This is a genomic window from Pontibacter diazotrophicus (genome assembly GCF_003367245.1).
In the GTDB taxonomy this organism is placed as follows: Bacteria; Bacteroidota; Bacteroidia; order Cytophagales; family Hymenobacteraceae; genus Pontibacter; species Pontibacter diazotrophicus.
This window is the reverse complement of record NZ_QRGR01000012.1, coordinates 89,774-112,461: the sequence shown is the minus strand read 5'-3', so window position 1 is coordinate 112,461 and position 22,688 is coordinate 89,774. Positions and strand designations below refer to the sequence as shown.

Genomic DNA, 22,688 nt, shown 5'->3' with positions numbered 1-22,688 from the left:
AAAGCACAAATGAACAACAACTTTAGCAAACTCAAGGATCTAGTAATGTCGTTGGAAGGGGATTTTGAAAAATTCTACGACAAAGGAAATGCAGCTGCTGGTACCCGTGTACGTAAAGGTATGCAAGACCTGAAAAACATGGCGCAGGACATCCGTAAGGAAGTTCAGGACATGAAAAACAGCACTGAAAGCGCAAAATAAGACAACTTGTAACAAAGTTAATAATAAAAAAGGTGGCCTATAAAGGTCACCTTTTTTATTTAGTATACTGTCAGACAGTTAGTTAACAGTAATGAGGTAATAGTTCTTCTTACCTTTCTGTACCACAAGGTACTTCTCCTGCAGCAACTCAAAGGAAACGGCATCATCCGGATTTTGCACCTTCTGGCGGTTCACGCTAACACCCCCGTTCTTGATCATGCGCTTGGCTTCCCCCTTTGATTCGAATACCTGTCCGCCTGTTACCTCAGAGAGAAGATCCGTTACAGTGGCCGCTTCCGTATAGTTTTCCTTGCTCACCTCAATCTGCGGCACTCCTTCAAACACCGACAGTAAAATATCCTCCCGAAGGCCTTTGAGGGTCTCTAAATCGCCTTTTCCAAATAAAATTTCTGAGGCTTCCACAGCAGCATTATAGTCTTCTTCAGAATGTACCCGAATTGTAACATCTTTAGCTAAGGCTTTCTGTAAAGCGCGCTGGTGCGGCGCCTGGTTGTGCTCTTCGGTTATGCGGTTTATCTCCTCCTGCGGAAGCAGCGTGTATACCTTTATCAGCTTGCCGGCTTCCTCATCTGAAAGGTTCAGCCAGAACTGGTAAAACTTGTATGGGGAGGTCAGTTCCGGGTCGAGCCACACGTTGCCTCCTTCGGACTTGCCGAACTTGGTTCCATCTGATTTGGTAACCAGTTTGCCAACTAACGCAAAGGCTTTTCCGCCGTCTATCCGCCGGATAAGCTCTGTACCAGTCGTGATGTTACCCCACTGGTCAGAGGCACCCATCTGCAGGCGCACGCCTTTGTTTTTATACAAGTGGTAGAAGTCATAGCCCTGAATAAGTTGGTAAGAGAACTCAGTGAAGGAGAGGCCCTCGGCACGGTCGCCTTCCTCATCGGCACTGATGCGCTTCTTAACAGATTCTTTTGCCATCATGTAATTTACGGTCAGGTGCTTGCCTGCTTCCCGCAGGAAGCCAAGGAAACTGAACTCTTTGAACCAGTCGTAGTTGTTTACGATTTCGGCTGAGTTAGCCCCGCTGTTAAAGTCCAGGAACTTCTCCAGTTGCTTCCTGATTCCCTCTTGATTCGCTCTCAGAGTATTTTCATCCAGCAGGTTTCTTTCTGCTGACTTTCCGGATGGGTCTCCGATCATGCCTGTTGCGCCACCCACCAAAGCGATTGGCTTGTGGCCCGCCCGCTGCAACTGCACCAGCAGCATGATCGTAGCCAGGTTACCTATATGCAGGGAAGCAGCGGTCGGGTCGAAGCCAATGTAGCCTGCTGTCATTCCGGAGTCCAGCTGTTCTTCAGTTCCTGGCATGAAGTCGTGGAGCATGCCTCTCCATCTCAATTCTTCTATTAAATTCATGTAAACCAAATTCGTGTATCAAGGCAAATATAAAAAAGAGTTTGCAGTTTGATGTCCCTAATGTGGGATTAGATGTTTAACAGCGGGGATACGCCTATCAGCAGATACCTGTTGTGCCGATAAGGTGTTGGTATAGAAATTGCATCGGAACGCATTTTTACGGGCATATTCCTAAATTGCACCTTCATTTAACAGCAGGGTTTCAGCATCATGATCATCAGAGCAGCAGAGATTGAAGACATCAAACAAATCAAGGCAATTGATCAGCTTCTCTTTGAGGACGAAAGTTATCCGATATTCGCTTTGCGCCAGCTTCATGATATAACAAACGGTTTGATGAAGGTGGCAGAACTTGATAAAGAAATAGTAGCGTATGGTATCGGCCACTATAATAATGAAAAGCAGGAGGCATGGTTTCTGTCACTGGGTGTGCTGCCATGCTACAGAGGCAGGAAGATTGGTGAAAGATTAACTTCTGATATGGTAGAAGATGTAAAGGCAATGGGAGCCTCCTCTATTTATCTCACTGTTCATCCGGAGAATGAGCACGGTATTAACATCTATGAAAAACTGGGTTTTGAAACCCAGCAGGCGGCCGAAAACTATTACCTGGACCACTCGCCAAGGCTTGTGATGGTGAAAAACCTGAATTAAATTTTAAGTTTTTTGCCTCTTATTTATCCTGCCTAATTCTCCATTTTATACTTTGACTTTGCCCCTGATACATTAAATTTGTAGAGGAGAGGGGCAAAGAGCAACGCCTCCTAATACAGCATCAATCAGCACCACCATGTCACACACACCCGAAGGCGTTTTAGAACAACTGAAGAAAAGGCAATTTGCACCTGTGTACTTTCTGCAGGGAGAGGAGCCTTACTACATCGACTTGATAGCGGACTATATTGAGGAGCACGCGCTGCAGGAACATGAAAAAGGCTTTAACCAGGTGGTGGTGTATGGAAAGGATGCGGACGTGTCTACGGTGCTGCTTCAGGCAAAGCGCTTCCCGATGATGTCTGAAAGATCGGTCGTGATTGTAAAGGAGGCGCAAAGCATCGTGGATATTGAACGGGAAGATGGGATAAGGCAACTGGAGGCTTACCTGCAGCACCCATTGCCGTCTACTATACTGGTATTCTGTTATAAGCATAAAACGCTGGATGGCCGGAAGGCACTGGCGAAAGCCGTAAGCAAGCAGGCAGTGCTGCTCACAACTAAGAAACTGTACGACAACCAGGTGCCTGCCTGGGTGACGAACTACCTGAAGCAGAAAGGGGTAAAGGCCACACAGCCAGCGGTGCTACTGCTGAGCGAATTTATAGGGGCAGATTTATCCCGGCTTTCCAATGAGATTGATAAACTCCTGATTAACCTGAAGCCTGGCGCGACGATTGATGAACGGGCAGTGCAGGAGAACGTAGGTATCAGCAAGGAATACAACATCTTTGAGCTGCAGTCGGCCCTGATTGCGCGCGACGCGCTGAAAGCGCACCGCATCATACAGTACTTTGAAGCCAACCCGAAGAATAACCCGCTCATACCAAACCTAAGCCTGCTATTTTCATTTTTCACGAAGCTACTCAGTTTGCATACTGCAGCCGACAAGTCGGAGGCGGGCATCCGCAAAAGCCTGGGGAACCGTGGCTTCCTGGTGAAGGAATACATGCAGGCGCTCCGGGTATTTCCGTTGCAGCGCTGCATCGACATCATTCATTTTATACGCGTGGCCGATTTACAGGTGAAAGGTATAACAGGGGGCGACATGTCGGATGCAGCTATTCTGCGGGAGTTGGTTTTTAAGATGCTGCACCCGGTGCCACGTGCGATGGCGGCGGTATAAATAATGCCTATTTATCCACAATACACAATATTTTAAAGCCCCCGGACATTGTATAGTTATTATGCGATGTTTCAGGTTTAGGAACTTAACAGAAAAGTTTTTCAGGAGCCTGCTGCTAGCTAAAATTTGTTAACTTTGAGTTAAGTTTAGAACCTCAGCGGCAGGAGAAAACCCCGTAGCACCAGGTTAGTTTTTCTTTCAAATCAGAACATTTTGTAGGCCTGCAGAGGCAATTGATATAAATATGAAAATAGCGTACAAATTAGCACTTGCATCCGTACTGGCGGGAGGTTCGCATGTGGTGGCAGCCCAGCACACGCAGGTTTTTACCAATGAGGAAAGGTATTTCCATGAAGGTATTGAGTTATTTGACCGGGCCAAGTATGGTGCGGCACAGGAAGCCTTCAGCAAGTATATAGAACTGACGGGTGATGAAGCCAGAACGGCAGATGCACAATACTATTACGCGCTCAGTGGCCTGTACCTGTTTCATCCGGATGCGGAGCAGCTGATTATAAATTTTGCTAATAACTACCCGACGCACCCCAAAACAGCCCTGGCTAATTATGAACTGGGCCTGTACTACTTCGAGAAGAAAGATTATAAAAAGGCAGTAGAACTGTTGAAGCAGGCTCCCACACACCTGCTCAGCATTAAGCAAAACAAGGAGCTGGAATTTAAACTGGGCTATTCCTACTTCGCTACGAAAGACTTCGAGAACGCCAAAATCTATTTCGACAAGAACAAGACCACCGGCTTCCGCGACGACGACCACCGTTTTGCTTATGCCTCTAATTACTACGCCGGTTACATTGCGTACCGCAATGGCGACTATGCTTCCGCCAAAGCAGACCTGAAGATTGCTGAGAAGAATGAGGCTTACGCTAATATTGTTCCCTATATGATCACAGAGATCCTTTACAAGGAGAACGATATATATGAGGTAATCCGATACGGGGAGGAGGCGCTTGCCAGAAAGCCAGCCGTGCAGCAGTCAGATGAAATTGCCCTTTTGGTGGGGGATGCTTACTATCAAAAGGCTGATTATAAAGAAGCAGAGAAATACTTCAACCAGTTTGCCTCTGGCAAGCGTTCGCTGGATCCGGTGGTGCAATACAAAATAGCGCTGACGGATTACAAGAACAACAATTATAAGAACGCTATTGCAAATTTCAAGGAGATAGCGCTGAAGAAAGATGCCATTGGCCAGAACGCGGCTTATTACCTGGGTTTAAGTTACCTGAAGGAAAATAACAAGCAGTTTGCCCTGACTGCTTTTGACCAGGCCCGCAAAAACGAGCAGGACAAAGCGATAACAGAGGCTGCCACCCTGAAGTATGCCCAGGTAAGCTACGAACTCGGCAATTTCCGGGAAGTAATTAGCTCACTGGCGGAGTTTAACGAAAAGTACCCGGAATCTGAGCAGGGAGAGGAAGCTGATAAACTATTAAGCGAAGCTTACTTCGGTTCTAACAATTACGCGGAGGCTATCCGCCATATCGAGAGCCTTCCAAATAAAAGCTGGCGCATTCTGCAAACCTACCAGCGTGTAACGTACCACCACGCGGTGAACCTGTTCAACGACGCCAAGTTCCCGCAGGCCGTACAGATGCTGGACAAGTCGCTGGAATACCCATATGATAAAGAAGTGACGGCCTCCAGCCACTTTGTGAAAGGGGAAGCTTATTCTATTGGGCAGCGTTACAAAGATGCCATTAACAGCTATGGTGCAGTTTTCAGAACGACACCTACTACAAAAACAGACTACTATACCAAGTCCCGCTATGGTATTGGTTATGCCTACTTCAATACAAAAGAGTATGACAAGGCCTTGCCACACTTTAAAGCTTACCTGGAGTCTATTCAGCCAAGCAATCCAAACTACAACGACGCCACCGTACGACTGGCCGACCTGTACTATGTAAGCAAAAACTACAGCGAAGCGCTTAAATTGTATGAGCGGGTGCTTTCTACCAGTTCCCCGGATCGTGATTACGCGCTGTTTCAGAAGGGTGTCGTGCTGAGCATCAACAACAGAAACGATCAGGCTAAATCGGCACTGCAGGAACTGATAAGCAAATACCCGAAGTCACGTTACCTCGATGATGCCTATTACCAGCGTGCCCTTATTGATTATGAATCAGGAAATTATCAGGCTGCTGTATCAGGCTTTACCACACTTATTAACTCCGTGCCGGACAGTAAACTGGTGCCAAATGCGCTTCAGAAGAGAGGTACAGCCTATAGAAACCTGGGGCAGAATGAACTTGCCATTGCTGACCAGAAGCGTGTGCTGGAAGAATATCCAGCAGCAAAAGTGGCCAGTGGCGCACTTTATTCCCTTCAGGAGGTGCTGGGTACAGAGAACCGTAGCAGTGAGTTTGATGCTTACCTGGACAGGTTCAAGGTAGCCAACCCTGAAAGTGATGCGTTAGAAAGCGTTGAATACGAAGCAGCTAAGTCCTTGTACTTCAGTCAGAAGTATGAGCAGGCTATCCCGAAATTTGAATCGTACCTTAAGTCTTACCCGAAAAGTACCTTTGCTGCTGATGCTCAGTATTTTCTGGCGGATTCTTACCTGCGCCAGAATAACATGCAGGAGGGTTTGCAGCGCATGAAAGAGGTAATCAGACAGAACCGATCGGAGTATGTTAACCGCGGTATACAGCGGGTAGCAGACTTTGAGTTAGAGGCTAAAAATTATCCGGAAGCCATCAAGTACTACAGCCGCCTTCGTGATTTAGCGACGAACAGAAAAGAGCAGCAGACAGCGCTGACTGGCCTGATGCAAAGCTACTACCGCACCAATGATTATGAGGCAACGAAACGAGCGGCAAATGAGCTCATTAGCCAGGGCAATGCCTCTCTGAACGCATACAACTCAGCGCTGCTGTTCAGGGCCAAAGCCACCTATGCACAAGGCAACCTGGATCAGGCCCTGACGCAACTGCGCGAAACAGTGGAATCTGCATCTGATGTGAACGGCGCAGAGGCAAAATATCTGATAGCCGAAATCCTTCACAAGCAGAAGAAATACCAGGAGTCGCTTGATGTTGCTTTTGATTTCAATACCAAGTACTCGAACTATGATTTCTGGCTGGGTAAGGCTTTCCTTATTATTGCAGACAACTATGCGGCTCAGAATGAAATGTTCCAGGCGCGTGCCACACTGAATTCTATCATTGAAAATGCCCCGAACCAGGAAATTGTGGCAGAGGCAAAGCAGAAGCTGGCCAGATATGATGGTAATACCACCACAAAACCACAGCAGCAGAATTTAGCGCCGAAGCAGGACAGTGTACCGCAGCAGAATTTAGCGCCTCAGCAGGACAGTGTACCGCAGCAGAACATAGTGCCGCAACAGGATACAGTGCCACAGCAGCTTATTGTGCCACAAAATGATACAACAGGTCAGCAATAGGAGAAGGAGTTAAACATCAGTTATTTTAGAACAGGATCATCATCATGAAAAATAAAATAAGATTAGCCTCACTTGCTATTGTGTTGTGTGTAGGGTACAGCTATCAGAATAATGTGCAGGCGCAAACGCAGGGATGGGGCGAAGGAGCTAAACTGGAGGATGCCGAGGTAATAGTAGAGAAGAACCGGGTCATTGAACTGCCACAGGCTGCCCGTAACTTCGAGAAGTTTCGTATTGACCCGCCCGAGACCGGCGACCGCAATGTGCGCTACCGTTTCGTTGATTATCGTTTGCCTTCGCAGGACATTGACCTGCAAATGCGCGTACTCACGATAAAACAGGATGAGCTAACAAAGCTGTATGGCAATTACCTGAAAGGTGGCATCGGAAACTATGCGTCCCTGTACCTAAAAGGCTATTTCCATAACAAGCGCAGCGAAACCTCAGACATTGGTGCAGAAGTGAGTCACATCGCTTCCGCCCGCGGACCTGTAGACAAAGGCAATTCTGCTGTAGCCAATTCCGACATCAGCGTGCATGGCGAGCGATACCTGCGCGACATGACAGTTGGTGGCAAGCTGAAGTATGGCCGTGACAAATACCACTTCTATGGGTATGAGCCTTTGCTGGAGGGAGACCAGGAGGTGGAGAAGGATTCTATCCGGCAGGTGTTTAACAGGGTATCCGCAGAAGGCTTTTTACACAACCAGACATCAGGGGCTCCTTTTCAATTCAGGGGGGATGCACAGTTCCGCTACCTGAACGACCGCTATGACATGAGCGAAAGCAACCTCGCTCTTAAACTGCGCAGTGAGTATGGCATCGATGATATGTCTGCTTTTAGAGTAGATGCTGACCTTTCCTTCCTGTCACACAAGGACTCTGCCACTGTCAGCCGTAATTTCTTTAAACTGAACACGGCGTACGAGCGCCAGTTAAATGCTATTCGCCTCACGTTAGGTGCTAAAGTAGCCTATACCGGCGACACAGTGGCTAATGCGCGTAAGTTTAATATTTACCCGATGGTGCGTGTTGGCCTTGAGCCAATTGAAGGTAACCTGCTGATTTACGCTGGTATAGGTGGTGATCTAGAAAGAGTTACTTTATATCAGCTGACTCAGGAGAATCCCTGGCTTGCACCGAATGTGAACGTAGCGGATATCAACAAAGGACTGGAGATTTACGGTGGTTTTCAGGCAAACCTGGCGAATTATGTGCAGTTAAACGCCCGGGTGGCTTACCAGAACTACCGCAACCTGTACTTCTTCAACAATTCTCCGCTTGATCCCGCTAAGTTTGACCTGGTGTATGATGATGGCGTAACAAATGTGTTGAATTTTTATACCGAGGCTTCCTTTAATTATTCTGACGAAATCAGACTGGGTGTAAAGGCTGATTATAACAGCTATAACACCGATGAGTTAGAGAAACCCTTTCATCGTCCGTCGCTGATGTCAAGCATTTATGGCACCTACAACTTCTATGATAAGATTCTCTTTAATTCAGAACTTTACTATATTGGGAGTTCATTCGGACGCGTGCACCGTGCTGACGGCACTTCAGAGTTGCGTGAAACGGATACGATAGTAGACCTGAATCTGAAGGCGGACTATCGTTTTACAAACAACTTTACCATTTTTCTAATGGCTAACAATCTACTTGGGCAGAAGTACGAAAGGTTCGTGAATTACCCAAGCAGAGGTATCAATATAATAGGAGGCGTTACTTACTCATTCTAATTGCTTATGGTTGCAAAGCATATTAAGTCACTGCTCTATGATCACGACTGTGTCATCATCCCTGAGTTTGGGGGCTTGATTACACGGTATGTGTCAGCTAAAATCAATCCGGTGAAGCATTCATTTGCTCCGCCCTCCAAAAAAATTGCTTTCAATGAGAAGCTCGTTCTGAACGATGGCTTGCTTATCAGCACCATCGCCTATCAGAACAACATCTCAAAAGAGGAGGCGCAGCAATTGGTGACATCCTTTGTTCAGCAGGCTAAAACTACGTTGCATGCAGAGAACCGGTTTGAACTGCAGGAAATCGGGGTTTTCAGGTATAACCCGGAGCACAAACTGGAATTTGAATATGTAGAAGGCGAAAACCTGCTGGATGCCAGCTTTGGTTTGCCTGAGCTGGTGGCACGCCCTGTGCGGGTGGAGGAGCCTGCGGTGCTGCGTACGCTTATTAAAGAGCGTCAGCAGGAGCATGCAAAAGAAAAGCAGCCACTGCGCAAGCGCCTGAAGCGGGCTTATAATGTGGCAGCAGGCCTGGCACTAGCCGGTTTAACAGGGTCTGCTTTATACTTTCTGTCACTTCAGGCAGATTATAATTTAAGCAGCCTCAACCCCATCATGCTGGTTAACGCAAGTTATACCTCGAGCAACACTGGAGACATTACCAGGTATGCTTCAGGTTATGTGCCTGTTACAGGAGAGGAGCGTGTTGCAACCTACGCTGCCATCCTTCCTCAGGAAGCTACTGCTGTTGTATTAGAGCAGCAGCAGCCTGCTTTGGAGGAACAAACCTTTTTAACGGCTGATAGTGCAAGTGCCTCTTTAGTCTTTATGCCTGAAGAGCAACAAAATGAGGAGGTTAAAGAAGAAGTGGTTGTGCCTGTGAAAGAGGTAAAGCCAGCAGAGCCGGTGCTCACAATTAATGAGAAAAGCGGACGTTCTTACATCATCATAGGTGGTTATTCTACAACTGAAAACGCAGCCGTAAGACGTGACGCAGCCCGCACGGCTGGCCATGATTCTAAAATGCTGACACCTGGGCCTAACAGCAAGTTATACCGTGTCTCAGTAGCTGATTTCGCAACGGCAGACGAAGCAAAAGCGGTCCTCAACAATTACAAAAAATCATTCGGAGAAACTATTTGGGTACTTAATTACTAACATGACCTCACTCTTATTACAAATCACGACTACTGCTGCTGATACAACTGCAGCCCTTGCTGAGGGAGCCGAAGCAGGACCAGAATCTGTAAGGCTTATTGACCTGGCGTTAGCAGGTGGCTGGGCTATGATCCCGCTTGCCCTGCTTTCTCTTGCTGCCATTTACATCTTTGTAGAGCGCTTCCTTACCCTGAAAAAAGCCGCCAAAAACCCGGACGGCTTCAACGAGCGAATTAAGAAAATGGTGTTGGCCGGTGATATCACTGGTGCTAAAATGCTGTGCGCCCAGACAAACACGCCTGTATCACACATGCTGGAGAAAGGCCTGACCCGCATTGGAAACCCACTGAAGAACATAGAGACTTCTATCGAAAACGTGGGCAAGATTGAAATCAGCCGCCTGGAGAAAAACCTTTCTGCCCTGGCTACTATTGCAGGTGCCGCGCCAATGCTTGGCTTCCTTGGAACCGTAACAGGTATGATTGGCGCCTTTATTGCTATTGCACAAGCAGAGGGTTCTGTAAGCCCGAAGCTACTATCAAGCGGTATCTATGAAGCCATGGTAACAACAGCCACCGGACTTATCATTGGTCTGCCTGCTTATGTTGGCTACAACTACCTGGTATCTAAAATCGACAGCATTGTGCATGCGATGGAATACTCTTCTATTGAGTTTCTTGATGTATTACAGGAACCACAGCTTTAAGTTAAGGAATGAATATTCGCTCTAAAAACAGGATTAACGCCGAGTTCAGCATGTCGTCCATGACGGACATCATTTTCCTGTTGCTCATATTTTTCATGCTTACGTCTAACTTCGTAACGCCTTCCGGTTTGCCGGTTAGCCTGCCAAGCAGTAAGACCTCTGATATCGTGATGCAGAAAATCAGCATCACGATAAGTGAAGACCTGGAATACTTTTTGAATGACAAGCAAATAGCTCCGGAGGATATAGAGCCGCAACTAACCGCACTGCTGCAGGGAACAGAGGAGGGCGCCGTGGTGTTACACGTAGATAAGAGCGTGCCTGTGGAGCACCTGGCAAGGGTGGCAGGTATTGCAAAAAATCTCAACGCAAGTGTAACGCTGGCCACCGTGCCGGCAGAATAAGAATAAAACTATGGCAATTGCCCAATCACATGAAGAAGAGAAGAACAAGCGCATTGCTGCCGGCGTTAGCATTGGCATGCACGTGCTGCTTGTGCTTTTTCTGATTTTTATGCTGGCATGGCGGGCTCCTGATCCGCCAGCACCTAATTTTGGCATTGAACTTAATTTTGGTATGGATGCCGCAGGTAGCGGAGACGTACAGACAACGGCTGCAGCAAACGAGTCGAAGAACGTAGAGGATAGCAAACCGGCACCTACACAGCCTGATCCGTTACCGGAACCGCAGCCTGTAGCCAAGGCAACACCGCCATCTCCGCCACAACCTGTTGAAACACCTAAAGTGACAACCACCACAGCAGAGGCTCCTGTTTCTGTGAAGGAGGTAGTAAAGCCACAGCCGAAGCCTCAGCCAACAAAAGAGGAAGTGAAGCCGCAGCCAAAAGCTGAACCAACAGAGGAAGTTGTTAAGAAGGAGCCTGAGAAGCCTCGTTCGCTTTACCCTGGCAAGCCAACTACTAGCACGGGTAATGGTAAAAGCGGCTCTTCTGATGCTGCAACAGGCAACAACAATGGTGACGACGACGGTGCTGTAGGTGATAAAGGAAGTCCGGAAGGAAAGGTAGACGCCAAGTCACTTTACGGCAAAGCCGGTGGTGGCGCTGGAGGCTCACTGGATATGCAGGGCTGGCGCTATGATATCGAACCCAGAAAAGACCCATACAGCAACGAAACAGGAATCGTAAAATTCGCTATCCAAATAGATGCGGATGGTAACCTGACAGGGGTGAAGGTGATAGAAAGCAACGTGTCTCCACAGGTAGTAGCCTGGTATAAATCACAGCTTCAGAAAACAACTTTCAGTCGTACGGGTGGAGGATCGTCTAATGCAGGAGCCTCCGGCCAGGTAACATTCCGTATTACCTCCCGCTAGGCAGTTAATATTATTTACATTTATGACTTATCAAGAGTGTCTTGATTACTTATACCAGCAATTGCCGATGTTTCACCGCATCGGCAATGCTGCTTTTAAGAAGAGCCTGGACAATATCATTGCGCTTTGTGAGGCACTGGGGCAGCCGCAGCATCAATTCAAAACAGTACACGTAGCGGGTACAAATGGCAAAGGCAGCAGTTCTCATATGCTGGCAGCTGTGCTGCAGGAGTCCGGCTACAAGACGGGGCTCTATACCTCACCGCATCTAAAGTCTTTTACTGAGCGTGTCCGCGTGAATGGGCAGGAAGTCCCTGAGGGCTATGTCGTAGATTTTGTACAGCAGCACAAGTCCTTGTTCGAAAGCATCCAGCCTTCCTTTTTCGAAATGACTGTAGCGCTGGCTTTTAAATATTTTGCTGATGAGCAGGTTGACATCGCTGTAATAGAGGTAGGACTTGGTGGCCGCCTTGATTCTACAAACATTATTACGCCGGAGGTTTCCCTGATTACAAATATAGGATACGACCACCAGGCACTGCTTGGAGACACCATAAGTGCTATTGCCACTGAAAAAGCCGGAATCATAAAAACAGGTGTGCCCGCCGTTATCAGCACGCGCCAGTTGGAGGCACAGGAGGTTTTCGAAGCGAAGGCAGAGGAAGCAGGAGCTCCTTTGTTCTTTGCACCTGACCTTTTTCGCGTGGAGCTGACAGAAGCCTCTAATGAGCGCCAGGTTTTTCAGGTATACCGCGAGGAAAAGCCTTTTCTGCCTGGCTTAGAGTTGGATCTGGGGGGGCTTTACCAAAAATATAACCTGCCGGGTGTGCTGCAGACGCTGGTACTTTTACATGAGAAAGGATATGCTATCACTCATACCTCTCTAAGAAAAGGACTGGCCAATGCCAAAGCCATCACAGGCCTGAAGGGGCGGTGGCAGGTTTTAAGCAGAACCCCCTTAACTATCTGTGATACGGGCCATAATGAGGATGGACTTAAACAAATAGTAAAGCAACTGGAAGCACTTAAACCAAAGCACGTGCACATGGTGTTCGGCGCTGTCAACGACAAGGATGTGACCAGTATTCTAAAGCTGTTACCACCACAGTACACCTACTATTTTTGCCAGGCAAATATTCCCCGTGCCTTACCTGCTCAGGAGTTAAAGGAGAAGGCGATAATGGAAGGCTTGTCTGGTCAGGCTTTTACTTCCGTGTCAGAGGCGGTGAAAGCTGCGAAGGCAAATGCTGCACCTGATGAGGTTATTTTTATCGGAGGTAGTACCTTTGTGGTCGCAGAGATTGAAGAACTATAAGTAATGGCTAGATCAAAATTAGCAAAATTTGCCGCTATCGGTGAGCGGGAGAATGTAATAGAACCGGGGGACGAACTGTACGGGCAGCTAAAAGGGAAGTGGAGAGAAGTTCATTTTCAGAACGACAACCCGATAGTGTTGGAAGTAGGTTGTGGACGTGGAGAGTATACCGTAGGCATGGCACAACTGTTCCCTGAAAAAAACTTTATTGGCTCCGACATCAAAGGAGAACGTCTCTGGAAAGGAAGCACCATGGCAGAGGAGAAGGAACTGGTGAATGTAGCTTTTCTTCGAACTTTCATTGAGCAAATAGACGAGAACTTTGCGGAGAACGAAGTAGACGAGATATGGATCACCTTCCCGGACCCACGCCCCCGCGACCGGGACATCAAACGCAGACTTACATCTCCTCGTTTCCTGAACCTTTACAAAAGCATACTCAAGCCTGACGGGCTTATCCATCTAAAAACAGATAACCTCCCTTTGTACGAATATACCCTTGAGGTGCTGCAGGAAAAGAAGCGTGACATCGAACGCCTGCTTCATACACCTGACCTTTATAAATCAGACCTTCAGGAGCACACGATGGGGATTTATACAACCTATGAAAAACGGTACCTCGCTGAAGGTTTGCCTATTAAGTACCTTCAGTTACAGTTTAAGTAAAAGCATGCTGGCGCGGGAATTTATCCCGTGATGTACAGTGGGTGCGCGTCTGGAGAACTTATCTTGTCCCATATCTTTTCTGAAAAGGGTAAATAGGACAATTCTCCCCTTGAGGGGAGCTAGAGGGGTGTTTACACTTGTGGATATACTACACTACTGTAAGCTCAAAAAATATCAGGAGCTTTACTGCTAAACTTTACACCCCTACAGTCCCCTCCAGGGGACAATCTTCTAATGCAGGAGACAGGTACTTCAAAACTTGTTACTCTTCATCCAGTTCAAGGCGCGCTCAAACCAGGCATCTGAAGTGGTTGAATTGTTTAGGCCGAACCCATGGCCACCATTCTGATAGATGTGAAGCTCAGCAGGAACCTCATGCTGCAGCAGGGCTTCGTAGAAGACGATGCTGTTTTTTACCGGCACTGCCTTATCGTCCGAGGCATGCACCAGAAATGTTGGGGGCGTCTGTGCCGTTACTTCTTTCTCATTGGAGAATTCATTGAGCCTGTCTGCAGTTGCACCTGTACCTAAGAGCTTATCAAATGATCCCTGGTGCGCAAATGTTTTGTCACTGCTGATGACAGGGTATAGGAGCAGCATAAAGTCCGGGCGCAGGTTTGTTTGAGCTGCGTTAGGTACAGAAGACTCCTGAAAATGTGTTCCAGCAGTGGAGGCAAGATGCCCCCCGGCAGAAAATCCCATAATACCCAACTTCTCCGGATTAACCTGCCACTCCTTCGCTCTTTCACGAATGAGAAGCATTGCCTGCTGGGCGTCCTGCAGCGGTGCAATATCCGGACGTGAAGAGGTTTTAGCATCAGGTAAGCGGTATTTCAATACGAAGGCTGCAATTCCCTGCTCGTTAAACTTCTTTGCTACGTCGTGCCCTTCATGACCTGCCGCTACGATGGAATACCCGCCACCCGGGCAAATCACCACTGCGGTGCCCGTTGCTTTTTCTTTCGGAGGAAGATAAACCGAAAGGGTTGGTTTCCTGATTTTGCTGTATCGCAGCCTGCCTCCTTCGTTGCTCGCTGTTTCTTCATCAGGACCTGGGATTTCGCCTGGTATCTTACCGCTATACAAGGGTATTTCCAGCGGAATTTGCTGGCTAAAGGCTTTTGGGAACGGCATGAATGATAATAGGAGTAAAAGCAGGAGCAGGTTTTGCTTCTTCATAGAACTTATGCTTTATATAAACATGACAGATGCCTGGTTCCGAAGTTCTTAGTTGAACAAGAGAATTGGCGCTAAACAAAAGAAGCTAACAATATTGAGCCATAAATTAAAGATAAGACAGTAATAGGAAGCCCAGTTACTGCACCTATGCTTCTTCTATTTCTTCAAAAATTTCCTGCAGCTCATCAAAGTCTTTCAGGCCTGGCTTAATCTCATGGCCACCCTGCAGGCCTATGCCGGCCGGTTTAATTTTATCGAGGGTATGCGAAATGTTATCTTTGTCTATACCAAAACCAATGTACACATTGTATTCTTTGGCAATGCTTTTTAGAAACTTTACATTGGTTTCATCTACTTTCTGGAAGTCATCAGAATACACGATGAAAGCATGCACCACCGGGCTGTAAAGCTCCATCATCTCTAAAAGCTCACTCTCTACCGTGTCCTTGTTGATGAATATTTTTTGAATCACCGGGCGTGATATCTCTTCGATTTCATCTATCAGGTAAGGCGTGTCCAGCTGTATGTAGTTGAGCCCAAACTCTTCCGACATGTCATTGATAATTTCCGGCTTCGCGCGGGTAAACTCGCCCGCTATCTGCACACCGGACACCCAACCGGTAATTTCCTTCAGCGTTTCAGGCTTTACGCGCTCCGGATCGTCCAGTTTCAGGTTAAAGCCGATGATGTCTACGCCCATGCCGGCGCAGTAGCGTGCATCACTTAAATTATTAATGCCATTCACTATCACAGAGGTACGTAAGCCCATGTTTGATTATTTTTTGTGTTTTATATAAAGTCTTCTTTGGCTGTATTGTCATTCAAAGTAAAAGCCATTTACTTAACCATGCCAACTTTTTACGCTTTTTTTCTATATTGGGATGGGTTTATGTCTGTTGATACCCTTTCGGACCTGGATTATTTACTATCCTGAATCTTTATAACTCTCTTGTTGTTGCTATATTTGCATTAATTAAAATTTTTAAGCAGAAATACACTTTTTATATAGATGAGTAACAAAGGAAGGGTATTAGTAGCCATGAGCGGCGGCATCGATAGTTCGGTGGCTGCTGTGATGCTGCATGAGCAGGGCTACGAGGTAGTGGGGATGACAATGAAGACCTGGGACTATGCTTCCAGCGGTGCCAGCAAGAAAGAAACCGGCTGCTGCAGCCTCGACTCTATTAACGATGCCCGTAACATTGCCGTTCAATTAGGTTTCCCGCATTATATTATTGATATCCGCGAGGAGTTTGGTGACTACGTTATCAACCATTTCACGGAGGAGTACATTGCCGGTCGGACGCCAAACCCGTGTGTGCTGTGCAATACGCACATAAAGTGGGACGCGCTGCTGCGCCGTGCCGACCAGCTGGGCTGTGATTTTATTGCTACCGGACACTATGCCAATGTGCGTGAGGAGAATGGCCGCTATATTATTTCCAAGGGGCTTGATGAGCACAAAGACCAGTCATACGCGCTCTGGGGTATCTCGCAAAAGAGCCTGAGCCGTACTATTTTCCCGCTGGGCAAACTGCATAAGTCTGAAATCCGCCAGATGGCCCTTGACCGCGGCTTCACCGAATTGGTAAACAAGCCGGAGTCCTATGAAATCTGCTTTATTCCGGATAACGATTACCGTGGTTTCTTGAAGCGCCGTGTTGAAGGACTGGAGGAACGAGTGGCCGGTGGTCAGTTTGTGTTAGAGGATGGCACCGTAGTGGGCACACATGAAGGATACCCGTTTTACACCATCGGGCAGCGCAAAGGTCTTGGCATAGCTTTAGGCTTTCCTGCTTATGTCACCAGAATCGATAAAGATAAGAATCAGGTGGTGCTGGGAAACTATGAGGAATTGGCAAAAAATGCAATGACCGTAGGAAAGCTCAGCATGTCGAAATACGAGAACCTGTTCGACCAGCCTATCCCGACGGTGACGAAGGTTCGTTATAACGACGCTGGTACAGAAGCCATTATTGAGCAGGAAGGCGACAAAATGAAAGTGCACTTTCTGAGCGGAGTACACGCCATTGCACCCGGCCAGGCAGCTGTGTTCTATGAAGGCGACGATGTAGTGGGCGGTGGCTGGATTGAGTCGAATTATAACCTGGATTATATTAAACTAGACGTGCTGCAATAATGAGAAAAGCGCTGTTGCTTTTGGTCGTGCTGGCTGGCTTTATAGCCGGCTGCGAGGACAAGTATAAAGATCCTGATCCACAGGCCATGGGCTACGGCTACTATCCGCTGGAAGTAGGGGATTACCGCATCTATAACGTGACGGACATCAGGTATCGGCACGATGTGGGCGATACCTCCCGCTTTCAGTTGCGAGAAAGAGTAGACACCACCTTCTATGACCAGACCAACACGCATAGCTACAAGATAGTGCGTTCAACACGTCCAGATGAGGGAAGTGCCTGGGTGGAAGACTCTGTGTTTGTTGTTGCAAAGCAGCCTACTATGTTGACACTCACAAAGGACAACACGAAGTATGTAAAACTGGTGTTTCCGGTAAAAGGTGGAGTGTCTTGGTTGGGAGACGCTTTTAACGATCGGATAGCGGATAGTTATACTCCAGGGGAAAGGAGAGCGGATTATTATGAAAGTAAAGAATCTTATACCTACCAGTCTAAAGGAGAGCCTTTTACCTTCAATGGTCAGTCTTACCCTAATACCGTGACAGTTATTCAGGGTACTCCAACAGAAAGTTGGATAGGCTATGATAACCGCAGAGAGATTTACGCGGAAGATATCGGGATGGTGTACAGGCTCTATACCAGAATTGTTTACTGCAACGATACAGATTCAGATGATTGTGAGTATGCCATCGGCTATAAGTTGCAGGGCCACGAGCGCCACGAAGAGCTAATCTCCTACGGAAACGAATAACCTATGCGCCAACTGCTCCTCTTTTTCAGTTTGTTTCTGCTTGTTATCCCTGCTGTTTCGGCGCAGGATACTGGCGGCGATACTGAGGCAGTGGAGCAGAAGCATTTAATCTACTTTACAGACAAAAGCGACACCCCTTTTTCCCTCTCCAATCCGCTTCAGTTTCTGTCTCCCAGCGCAATTGAGCGAAGGCAACGGCAGAATATCCCGCTTACGCCACGTGACCTTCCGGTAAATCCTGCTTACGTAGATGGGCTGAAGGCGCTGGATGTGACTGTGTGGTATACTTCTCGCTGGTTTAATGCAGCGGTGGTGCAATGCACAGACGAGAAATTGCAGGAGGTAGAAGCCCTTTCCTACGTCAGAGGCTCTCGTGTGCTCAACCGGATAGCTGTAACTTCTGGTGAAGAGAAACAGCATTTGAAGCAGGAGACGGAAGCGCCTCCTTTTACATCTGCTGCCAAAGTTTCTTTGGATAGCAGTGATTATGGCCTGGCCTATCATCAGGTAGACATGTTGGGTGCTGATGAGTTGCATGCTGCCGGTTATGCCGGAGAGGAGATGACAATTGCCGTTTTTGATGCAGGCTTTCCTGCTGTAAACACCATGGAGGCTTTTTCGCACCTGTTTCAGAACAACAAGCTGAAAGGCACCTTTGACTTTGTGCAGAAGCAGCAAAATGTATTTGGCGCTGATGCGCATGGCACCGCCGTCCTCTCTACCATGGCCGCTTATGCACCGGGCAAAATGATAGGCACGGCTTATGCTGCCAATTACCTGCTCCTGCGTACTGAGGATGCCGCCTCTGAACATAACATCGAAGAAATAAACTGGCTGCTGGCTGCGGAATATGCCGACAGCGCCGGAGCTGATATCATCAATTCATCCCTTGGGTATACCACCTTCGACAGTCCTTCAACAAGTTATACTTATGATGACCTTGATGGAAATACGGCGCTTGCATCTAAGGCCGCAGACTTCGCCGCTGCAACCGGTATACTGGTGGTAGCAAGTGCTGGCAATGACGGGAGCAGAGCCTGGCGTTATATTTCAGCCCCTGCCGATGCTGATTCTGTATTGGCTGTCGGAGCCGTTGATTCGTTGGGTATAAAGGCGGCTTTCAGTTCTTTCGGGCCTACAGCAGACGGCCAAGTGAAGCCCGATGTAGTGGCGCTGGGCCAAAGAGCCTATGTGCTCACAAGGGGAGGAGCCGTGGTGCAGGCGAACGGAACCTCTTTTGCAGCGCCCATCATGGCAGGCTTTGTGGCAAGCCTCTGGCAGGCGAACTATAGCAAAACCAATATGCAGATGATACAGCTGTTGCGGCAGATTGGCAGTAGGGCCGCTACTCCGGATGACAGCATCGGCTATGGTATCCCCAACTATGCCAGTGTGCTGACAGCTCTTCCGCAACTGCCCCTACAAGGCAAAGCGTATATCTCCAACCCTGTAAAGGATGAGCCTATCATTTTGGCTTTAAGCCAGGACTGGTGGAGACAAGGTGTTGAGGTACAGGTGCTGGATGCAACCGGGAAGCAGGTGTACAGGCAGTCTATTCGTTCTGCCCGGGAAGAACAGCCGCTGAACCTGCAGCCACAACAGCTAAAGGCTGGTTTGTACTTGTGTCGCCTTCGCTCCGGCAGTAGGGTAATTACGCTCAGATTTGTGAAATTATAAGTATATTCCGGTTATAGAACCTGTTTATCCTCCCTTTTAGAAAGATAAATTTACCTTTGCAGGTATGAAACCACTCATTGCCCCTTCTGTACTCGCTTCAGACTTTGCCAATCTGCAATCTGAGGTGGAGATGCTCAACAAGAGCCAGGCCGATTGGCTGCACATCGATATTATGGATGGCCGTTTTGTGCCCAACATATCTTTTGGCTTTCCGGTGATGGAGGCCATCAGGCGATATGCACAAAAACCACTGGATGTACACCTGATGATTGTGGAGCCAGCGCAATACATAGAACAATTCAGAGCTGCCGGTGCCGATACAATCACTGTTCATTACGAGGCCTGTACGCATCTGCACCGCACCCTGCAGCAAATAAAGGCTACGGGGGCGAAGGCAGGTATTGCGCTCAACCCGCACACTTCTGTGCAGTTGTTAGAGGATGTTATCGCTGATGCCGATATGGTGTTGCTGATGTCGGTAAACCCGGGTTTTGGCGGCCAGAAGTTTATTGAAAACACATATCGCAAGATTGAGATTCTGAAGAACCTTATCATATCCCGAAATTCTAAAGCAATTATCGAGATTGATGGCGGTGTGAACCAACACAACGCGCCACTTTTGTTAGAGAAAGGGGCTGACGTACTGGTGGCAGGAAGTTTTGTATTCTCCTCCGCTGATCCACTGCAAACAATCGCTGATCTTAAATCTTCTGCTAACTAGTTATCCAGTGATGCTAAAGTACCTGCCGGTGTGGATCCTGCTGCTATTACCCCTGGCAGTTTCAGCGCAACAGGCACGCATCACAGGCAAAGTCCTGAACCCGGAGCACCAGTCCCTGGAATTGGCAACAATAGCAGTGAAGGGTACTTCTCTGGCTACCCAGACAAATAGGAGTGGCGTATTTGAACTGCGGGTGCCGGCCCAAAAAAAGCTCGTGCTGCTTGCAAAGTACTTGGGGTACCTGGAACTGGAGCAGACAGTGCTACTGCAGCCAAATGAGACGCTGAATTTAAACCTGGTACTGCAACCCAACAGCCATGCTTTGGGAACGCTGGACGTTCGCGGAAAAAATGGTGACGATACGCGTGAACAGGTAAGCATGACAAAGCTCGACCCGCGCGACATCAAAACGCTGCCCTCTGCTTACGGAGATTTTAATAAAGTGCTTGTGACCTTACCCGGTGTAACCAGCAACAACGAACTTTCCAGCACTTATTCCGTGCGGGGGGGGAATTACGACGAGAACCTGGTGTATGTCAACAACATCGAAATCTACAGGCCCTTCCTGATTACGGCTGCACAGCAGGAGGGACTCAGCTTCGTAAACCCTGATCTGGTAGAGAACATTAACTTCTCATCTGGTGGATGGCAGCCGAAGTACGGGGATAAGCTTTCCTCTGTCCTTAACATCCAGTATAAGCAACCAAAGAAGTTCGCCGGTTCTGTTAGCGGCGGTTTAACGGGAGGTACGGTGCATCTGGAGTCGGCCTCTAAAAACAAAAAAGTATCGTACCTGGTGGGCGCACGCCATAAAAACGGGCAGTACCTGTTGCAGGGCTTGCAGGTAGATGGCAAGTATAATCCTGTCTTCACAGATGCACAGGCCTATGTAAGTATAGACTTATCTAAAGACTCCCTTCGCCGTGGCCGCACAACCATAGGCATTTTAGGCAGCTACGCCCGAAATGATTTTACCGTAGAGCCGGAGTCGCAGGTAACAACCTTTGGAACGCGGCAGGCACCGCTGCGCCTTTCGGTTGGCTTTGAGGGACAGGAACTGATGGATTATGCCACTTACCAGGCGGGCCTGAACCTGAGCCACCGTTTTTCAGATGATTATGTTTCTGAAGTCATCATTTCGGCAGTGCATTCCTGGGAGCGTGAGTTCCGTGATGTGGAGGCTTATTACCGCCTTTGTGATGTGAGCACCACCGGCAATAACATAGGGGAGTGCCAGCAGGAGCTGGGCTTTGGCACGCAATACGATAATGCCCGCAATACCTTACTGGCCCGTATCGGTACAGCCGAAATTCGGAACAGCTGGCGTATGAGCCAGCGAAGTAACCTGCAATTTGGTGCTAAGGTGAGCTCAGAGAATATTTCTGATGAACTTGCCGAATATGGCTTCTCAGATTCCGCCGATTTTGTCAGTCAGAATTACTTTCTCCGTTCGGGGCTCGACCTGAACACCCTCCGCTACAGCGGCTATGTGCAGCATACCTTCGAACTGGATTCGCTCAAAACCATCACCTACGGCCTCCGTGCCACCTACTGGGACTACAACCAGGAGCTGAACATTTCGCCGCGTGTGCAGTATTCCTTTATCACACGCCATAACCCGGACCTCTCTTTCAAGGCTGCATTAGGCGTATATTACCAGCCGCCCTTTTACCGCGAGCTGCGGAATTTTGCAGGGGAGTTAAACCCGGATATCAAAGCTCAGAGAGCAGTTCATGCCATTGTCGGTAGCGATTATCTCTTCCAGTCCTGGGGCCGGGATTTTAAACTGACGGCAGAGGCATACTATAAGTGGATGACCAACGTCATCCCATACGACATTGACAATGTGCGCCTGCGTTACTATGCCCGCAACAATGCCAAAGCCTATGCAGCTGGTTTTGATGTGCGTGTAAACGGTGAGTTCATTCCCGGGGCGGAGTCCTGGCTAAGCCTGGGGCTGATGACGACAAAAGAAAACGTATTAGGCGACTCTCTTTCCATCTATAATGCCCAGGGTGAAGTAACAGAGCGGCAGGAGCAGGGCTATCTTCGCAGGCCAACAGACCAGTTGGTGAATGTCGGAGTTTTCTTCCAGGACCACCTGCCTGACAACCCAACTATCCGGATGTACCTGAACTTAGTGTATGGCAGTGGTTTGCCCTTCGGGCCGCCCCGCCGGCCGGAGTACCGCAATGCGTTTGATGGGAAAGCCTACAAGCGCGTAGACATCGGCTTCTCAAAGCTCATTGTGCTTGAAAGTGAGCTGGTGGAGCGAAAGGCAGTGTCACTGGAGAGCCTGTGGATTGGCCTGGAAGTGCTGAACCTGATAGATGCCAAGAACCGTGTGTCCTATACCTATGTGAGCGATGTGAACGGCCTGACCTATGCCATCCCTAACTTCCTCACCGGTCGTCGCCTCAACCTTCGGTTTGTAGCTAAATTCTGACAGCTA

Annotated in this window: 19 protein-coding genes; 16 read left to right on the top strand and 3 right to left on the bottom strand. The window is 48.2% G+C overall.

All coding sequences use genetic code 11. The annotated features are described in order from the left end of the window. Nucleotides 1-9 precede the first annotated feature (9 nt). Nucleotides 10-201: a histone H1 gene (locus DXT99_RS12740; protein ID WP_115565941.1), complete on the top strand. Its 192-nt coding sequence runs from the start codon at nt 10-12 to the stop codon at nt 199-201. Between the two features lie 78 nt (nt 202-279). On the opposite strand, the gene tyrS is transcribed toward DXT99_RS12740, so the two are convergent. Next, nucleotides 280-1,584, bottom strand: a complete 1,305-nt coding sequence (gene tyrS / locus DXT99_RS12735; RefSeq protein WP_115566000.1) for a tyrosine--tRNA ligase — start codon at nt 1,582-1,584, stop codon at nt 280-282. Nucleotides 1,585-1,794: 210 nt separating this feature from the next. Here tyrS and DXT99_RS12730 point away from each other — a divergent pair, with 210 nt between their 5' ends. The 10 genes from DXT99_RS12730 to trmB all read left to right on the top strand — a co-directional run bounded on the left by DXT99_RS12730 (nt 1,795) and on the right by trmB (nt 13,767). Next, a complete protein-coding gene (locus tag DXT99_RS12730) occupies nt 1,795-2,238 on the top strand; it encodes a GNAT family N-acetyltransferase (RefSeq protein WP_115565940.1) in 444 nt (147 codons plus the stop codon). Between the two features lie 136 nt (nt 2,239-2,374). Then, the gene (gene holA / locus DXT99_RS12725; RefSeq protein WP_115565939.1) at nt 2,375-3,424 is read left to right on the top strand and encodes a DNA polymerase III subunit delta; all 1,050 of its coding nucleotides are present in this window, start codon (nt 2,375-2,377) and stop codon (nt 3,422-3,424) included. 244 nt (nt 3,425-3,668) lie between these two features. Further along, on the top strand, nt 3,669-6,845 hold the full coding sequence (locus tag DXT99_RS12720) for a tetratricopeptide repeat protein (RefSeq protein WP_115565938.1): 3,177 nt from the start codon (nt 3,669-3,671) through the stop codon (nt 6,843-6,845). Nucleotides 6,846-6,889: 44 nt separating this feature from the next. Next, the gene (locus tag DXT99_RS12715) at nt 6,890-8,584 is read left to right on the top strand and encodes a porin family protein (RefSeq protein ID WP_115565937.1); all 1,695 of its coding nucleotides are present in this window, start codon (nt 6,890-6,892) and stop codon (nt 8,582-8,584) included. Nucleotides 8,585-8,590: 6 nt separating this feature from the next. Continuing rightward, nucleotides 8,591-9,745: an HU domain-containing protein gene (locus DXT99_RS12710; protein WP_115565936.1), complete on the top strand. Its 1,155-nt coding sequence runs from the start codon at nt 8,591-8,593 to the stop codon at nt 9,743-9,745. A 1-nt stretch (nt 9,746) separates the two neighbouring features. Continuing rightward, nucleotides 9,747-10,451, top strand: coding sequence for a MotA/TolQ/ExbB proton channel family protein (locus tag DXT99_RS12705; protein ID WP_115565935.1), 705 nt, complete (start codon nt 9,747-9,749; stop codon nt 10,449-10,451). 8 nt (nt 10,452-10,459) lie between these two features. After that, nucleotides 10,460-10,855, top strand: a complete 396-nt coding sequence (locus tag DXT99_RS12700; RefSeq protein ID WP_115565934.1) for an ExbD/TolR family protein — start codon at nt 10,460-10,462, stop codon at nt 10,853-10,855. 10 nt (nt 10,856-10,865) lie between these two features. Further along, nucleotides 10,866-11,786, top strand: coding sequence for an energy transducer TonB (locus tag DXT99_RS12695; RefSeq protein ID WP_115565933.1), 921 nt, complete (start codon nt 10,866-10,868; stop codon nt 11,784-11,786). Between the two features lie 22 nt (nt 11,787-11,808). Further along, on the top strand, nt 11,809-13,101 hold the full coding sequence (locus DXT99_RS12690) for a bifunctional folylpolyglutamate synthase/dihydrofolate synthase (RefSeq protein WP_115565932.1): 1,293 nt from the start codon (nt 11,809-11,811) through the stop codon (nt 13,099-13,101). A gap of 3 nt (nt 13,102-13,104) precedes the next feature. Continuing rightward, nucleotides 13,105-13,767 (top strand): tRNA (guanosine(46)-N7)-methyltransferase TrmB, encoded by a 663-nt coding sequence (gene trmB, locus DXT99_RS12685; protein WP_115565931.1) that lies wholly within the window; start codon nt 13,105-13,107, stop codon nt 13,765-13,767. Between the two features lie 252 nt (nt 13,768-14,019). Here the strand turns inward: trmB and DXT99_RS12680 are convergent, their stop codons facing one another. Then, nucleotides 14,020-14,946, bottom strand: coding sequence for an alpha/beta hydrolase (locus DXT99_RS12680; RefSeq protein WP_115565930.1), 927 nt, complete (start codon nt 14,944-14,946; stop codon nt 14,020-14,022). Nucleotides 14,947-15,091: 145 nt separating this feature from the next. Then, complete coding sequence (gene trpF, locus DXT99_RS12675) at nt 15,092-15,715, bottom strand: phosphoribosylanthranilate isomerase (RefSeq protein WP_115565929.1); 624 nt, start codon at nt 15,713-15,715, stop codon at nt 15,092-15,094. Between the two features lie 240 nt (nt 15,716-15,955). Here trpF and mnmA point away from each other — a divergent pair, with 240 nt between their 5' ends. The 5 genes from mnmA to DXT99_RS12650 all read left to right on the top strand — a co-directional run bounded on the left by mnmA (nt 15,956) and on the right by DXT99_RS12650 (nt 22,682). After that, nucleotides 15,956-17,086: a tRNA 2-thiouridine(34) synthase MnmA gene (mnmA, locus tag DXT99_RS12670; RefSeq protein WP_115565928.1), complete on the top strand. Its 1,131-nt coding sequence runs from the start codon at nt 15,956-15,958 to the stop codon at nt 17,084-17,086. Next, the gene (locus DXT99_RS12665) at nt 17,086-17,838 is read left to right on the top strand and encodes a hypothetical protein (protein ID WP_115565927.1); all 753 of its coding nucleotides are present in this window, start codon (nt 17,086-17,088) and stop codon (nt 17,836-17,838) included. Before mnmA ends, DXT99_RS12665 begins: the two co-directional genes overlap by 1 nt. Before the next feature lie 3 nt (nt 17,839-17,841). Continuing rightward, complete coding sequence (locus DXT99_RS12660; RefSeq protein WP_115565926.1) at nt 17,842-19,515, top strand: S8 family serine peptidase; 1,674 nt, start codon at nt 17,842-17,844, stop codon at nt 19,513-19,515. Nucleotides 19,516-19,579: 64 nt separating this feature from the next. Beyond that, nucleotides 19,580-20,236 (top strand): ribulose-phosphate 3-epimerase, encoded by a 657-nt coding sequence (rpe, locus tag DXT99_RS12655; RefSeq protein WP_115565925.1) that lies wholly within the window; start codon nt 19,580-19,582, stop codon nt 20,234-20,236. Between the two features lie 10 nt (nt 20,237-20,246). Beyond that, complete coding sequence (locus DXT99_RS12650) at nt 20,247-22,682, top strand: TonB-dependent receptor (protein WP_115565924.1); 2,436 nt, start codon at nt 20,247-20,249, stop codon at nt 22,680-22,682. Nucleotides 22,683-22,688: the final 6 nt, after the last annotated feature.

Coding starts and splice junctions, on each gene's coding strand:
- trpF (WP_115565929.1), bottom strand. CDS start 15,715: ATGGGCTTACGTACCTCTGTGATAGTGAATGGCATTAATAATTTAAGT.
- holA (WP_115565939.1), top strand. CDS start 2,375: ATGTCACACACACCCGAAGGCGTTTTAGAACAACTGAAGAAAAGGCAA.
- DXT99_RS12720 (WP_115565938.1), top strand. CDS start 3,669: ATGAAAATAGCGTACAAATTAGCACTTGCATCCGTACTGGCGGGAGGT.
- DXT99_RS12665 (WP_115565927.1), top strand. CDS start 17,086: ATGAGAAAAGCGCTGTTGCTTTTGGTCGTGCTGGCTGGCTTTATAGCC.
- trmB (WP_115565931.1), top strand. CDS start 13,105: ATGGCTAGATCAAAATTAGCAAAATTTGCCGCTATCGGTGAGCGGGAG.
- DXT99_RS12650 (WP_115565924.1), top strand. CDS start 20,247: ATGCTAAAGTACCTGCCGGTGTGGATCCTGCTGCTATTACCCCTGGCA.
- tyrS (WP_115566000.1), bottom strand. CDS start 1,584: ATGAATTTAATAGAAGAATTGAGATGGAGAGGCATGCTCCACGACTTC.
- DXT99_RS12680 (WP_115565930.1), bottom strand. CDS start 14,946: ATGAAGAAGCAAAACCTGCTCCTGCTTTTACTCCTATTATCATTCATG.
- mnmA (WP_115565928.1), top strand. CDS start 15,956: ATGAGTAACAAAGGAAGGGTATTAGTAGCCATGAGCGGCGGCATCGAT.
- DXT99_RS12705 (WP_115565935.1), top strand. CDS start 9,747: ATGACCTCACTCTTATTACAAATCACGACTACTGCTGCTGATACAACT.
- DXT99_RS12715 (WP_115565937.1), top strand. CDS start 6,890: ATGAAAAATAAAATAAGATTAGCCTCACTTGCTATTGTGTTGTGTGTA.
- DXT99_RS12730 (WP_115565940.1), top strand. CDS start 1,795: ATGATCATCAGAGCAGCAGAGATTGAAGACATCAAACAAATCAAGGCA.
- DXT99_RS12695 (WP_115565933.1), top strand. CDS start 10,866: ATGGCAATTGCCCAATCACATGAAGAAGAGAAGAACAAGCGCATTGCT.
- DXT99_RS12660 (WP_115565926.1), top strand. CDS start 17,842: ATGCGCCAACTGCTCCTCTTTTTCAGTTTGTTTCTGCTTGTTATCCCT.
- rpe (WP_115565925.1), top strand. CDS start 19,580: ATGAAACCACTCATTGCCCCTTCTGTACTCGCTTCAGACTTTGCCAAT.
- DXT99_RS12690 (WP_115565932.1), top strand. CDS start 11,809: ATGACTTATCAAGAGTGTCTTGATTACTTATACCAGCAATTGCCGATG.
- DXT99_RS12740 (WP_115565941.1), top strand. CDS start 10: ATGAACAACAACTTTAGCAAACTCAAGGATCTAGTAATGTCGTTGGAA.
- DXT99_RS12700 (WP_115565934.1), top strand. CDS start 10,460: ATGAATATTCGCTCTAAAAACAGGATTAACGCCGAGTTCAGCATGTCG.
- DXT99_RS12710 (WP_115565936.1), top strand. CDS start 8,591: ATGGTTGCAAAGCATATTAAGTCACTGCTCTATGATCACGACTGTGTC.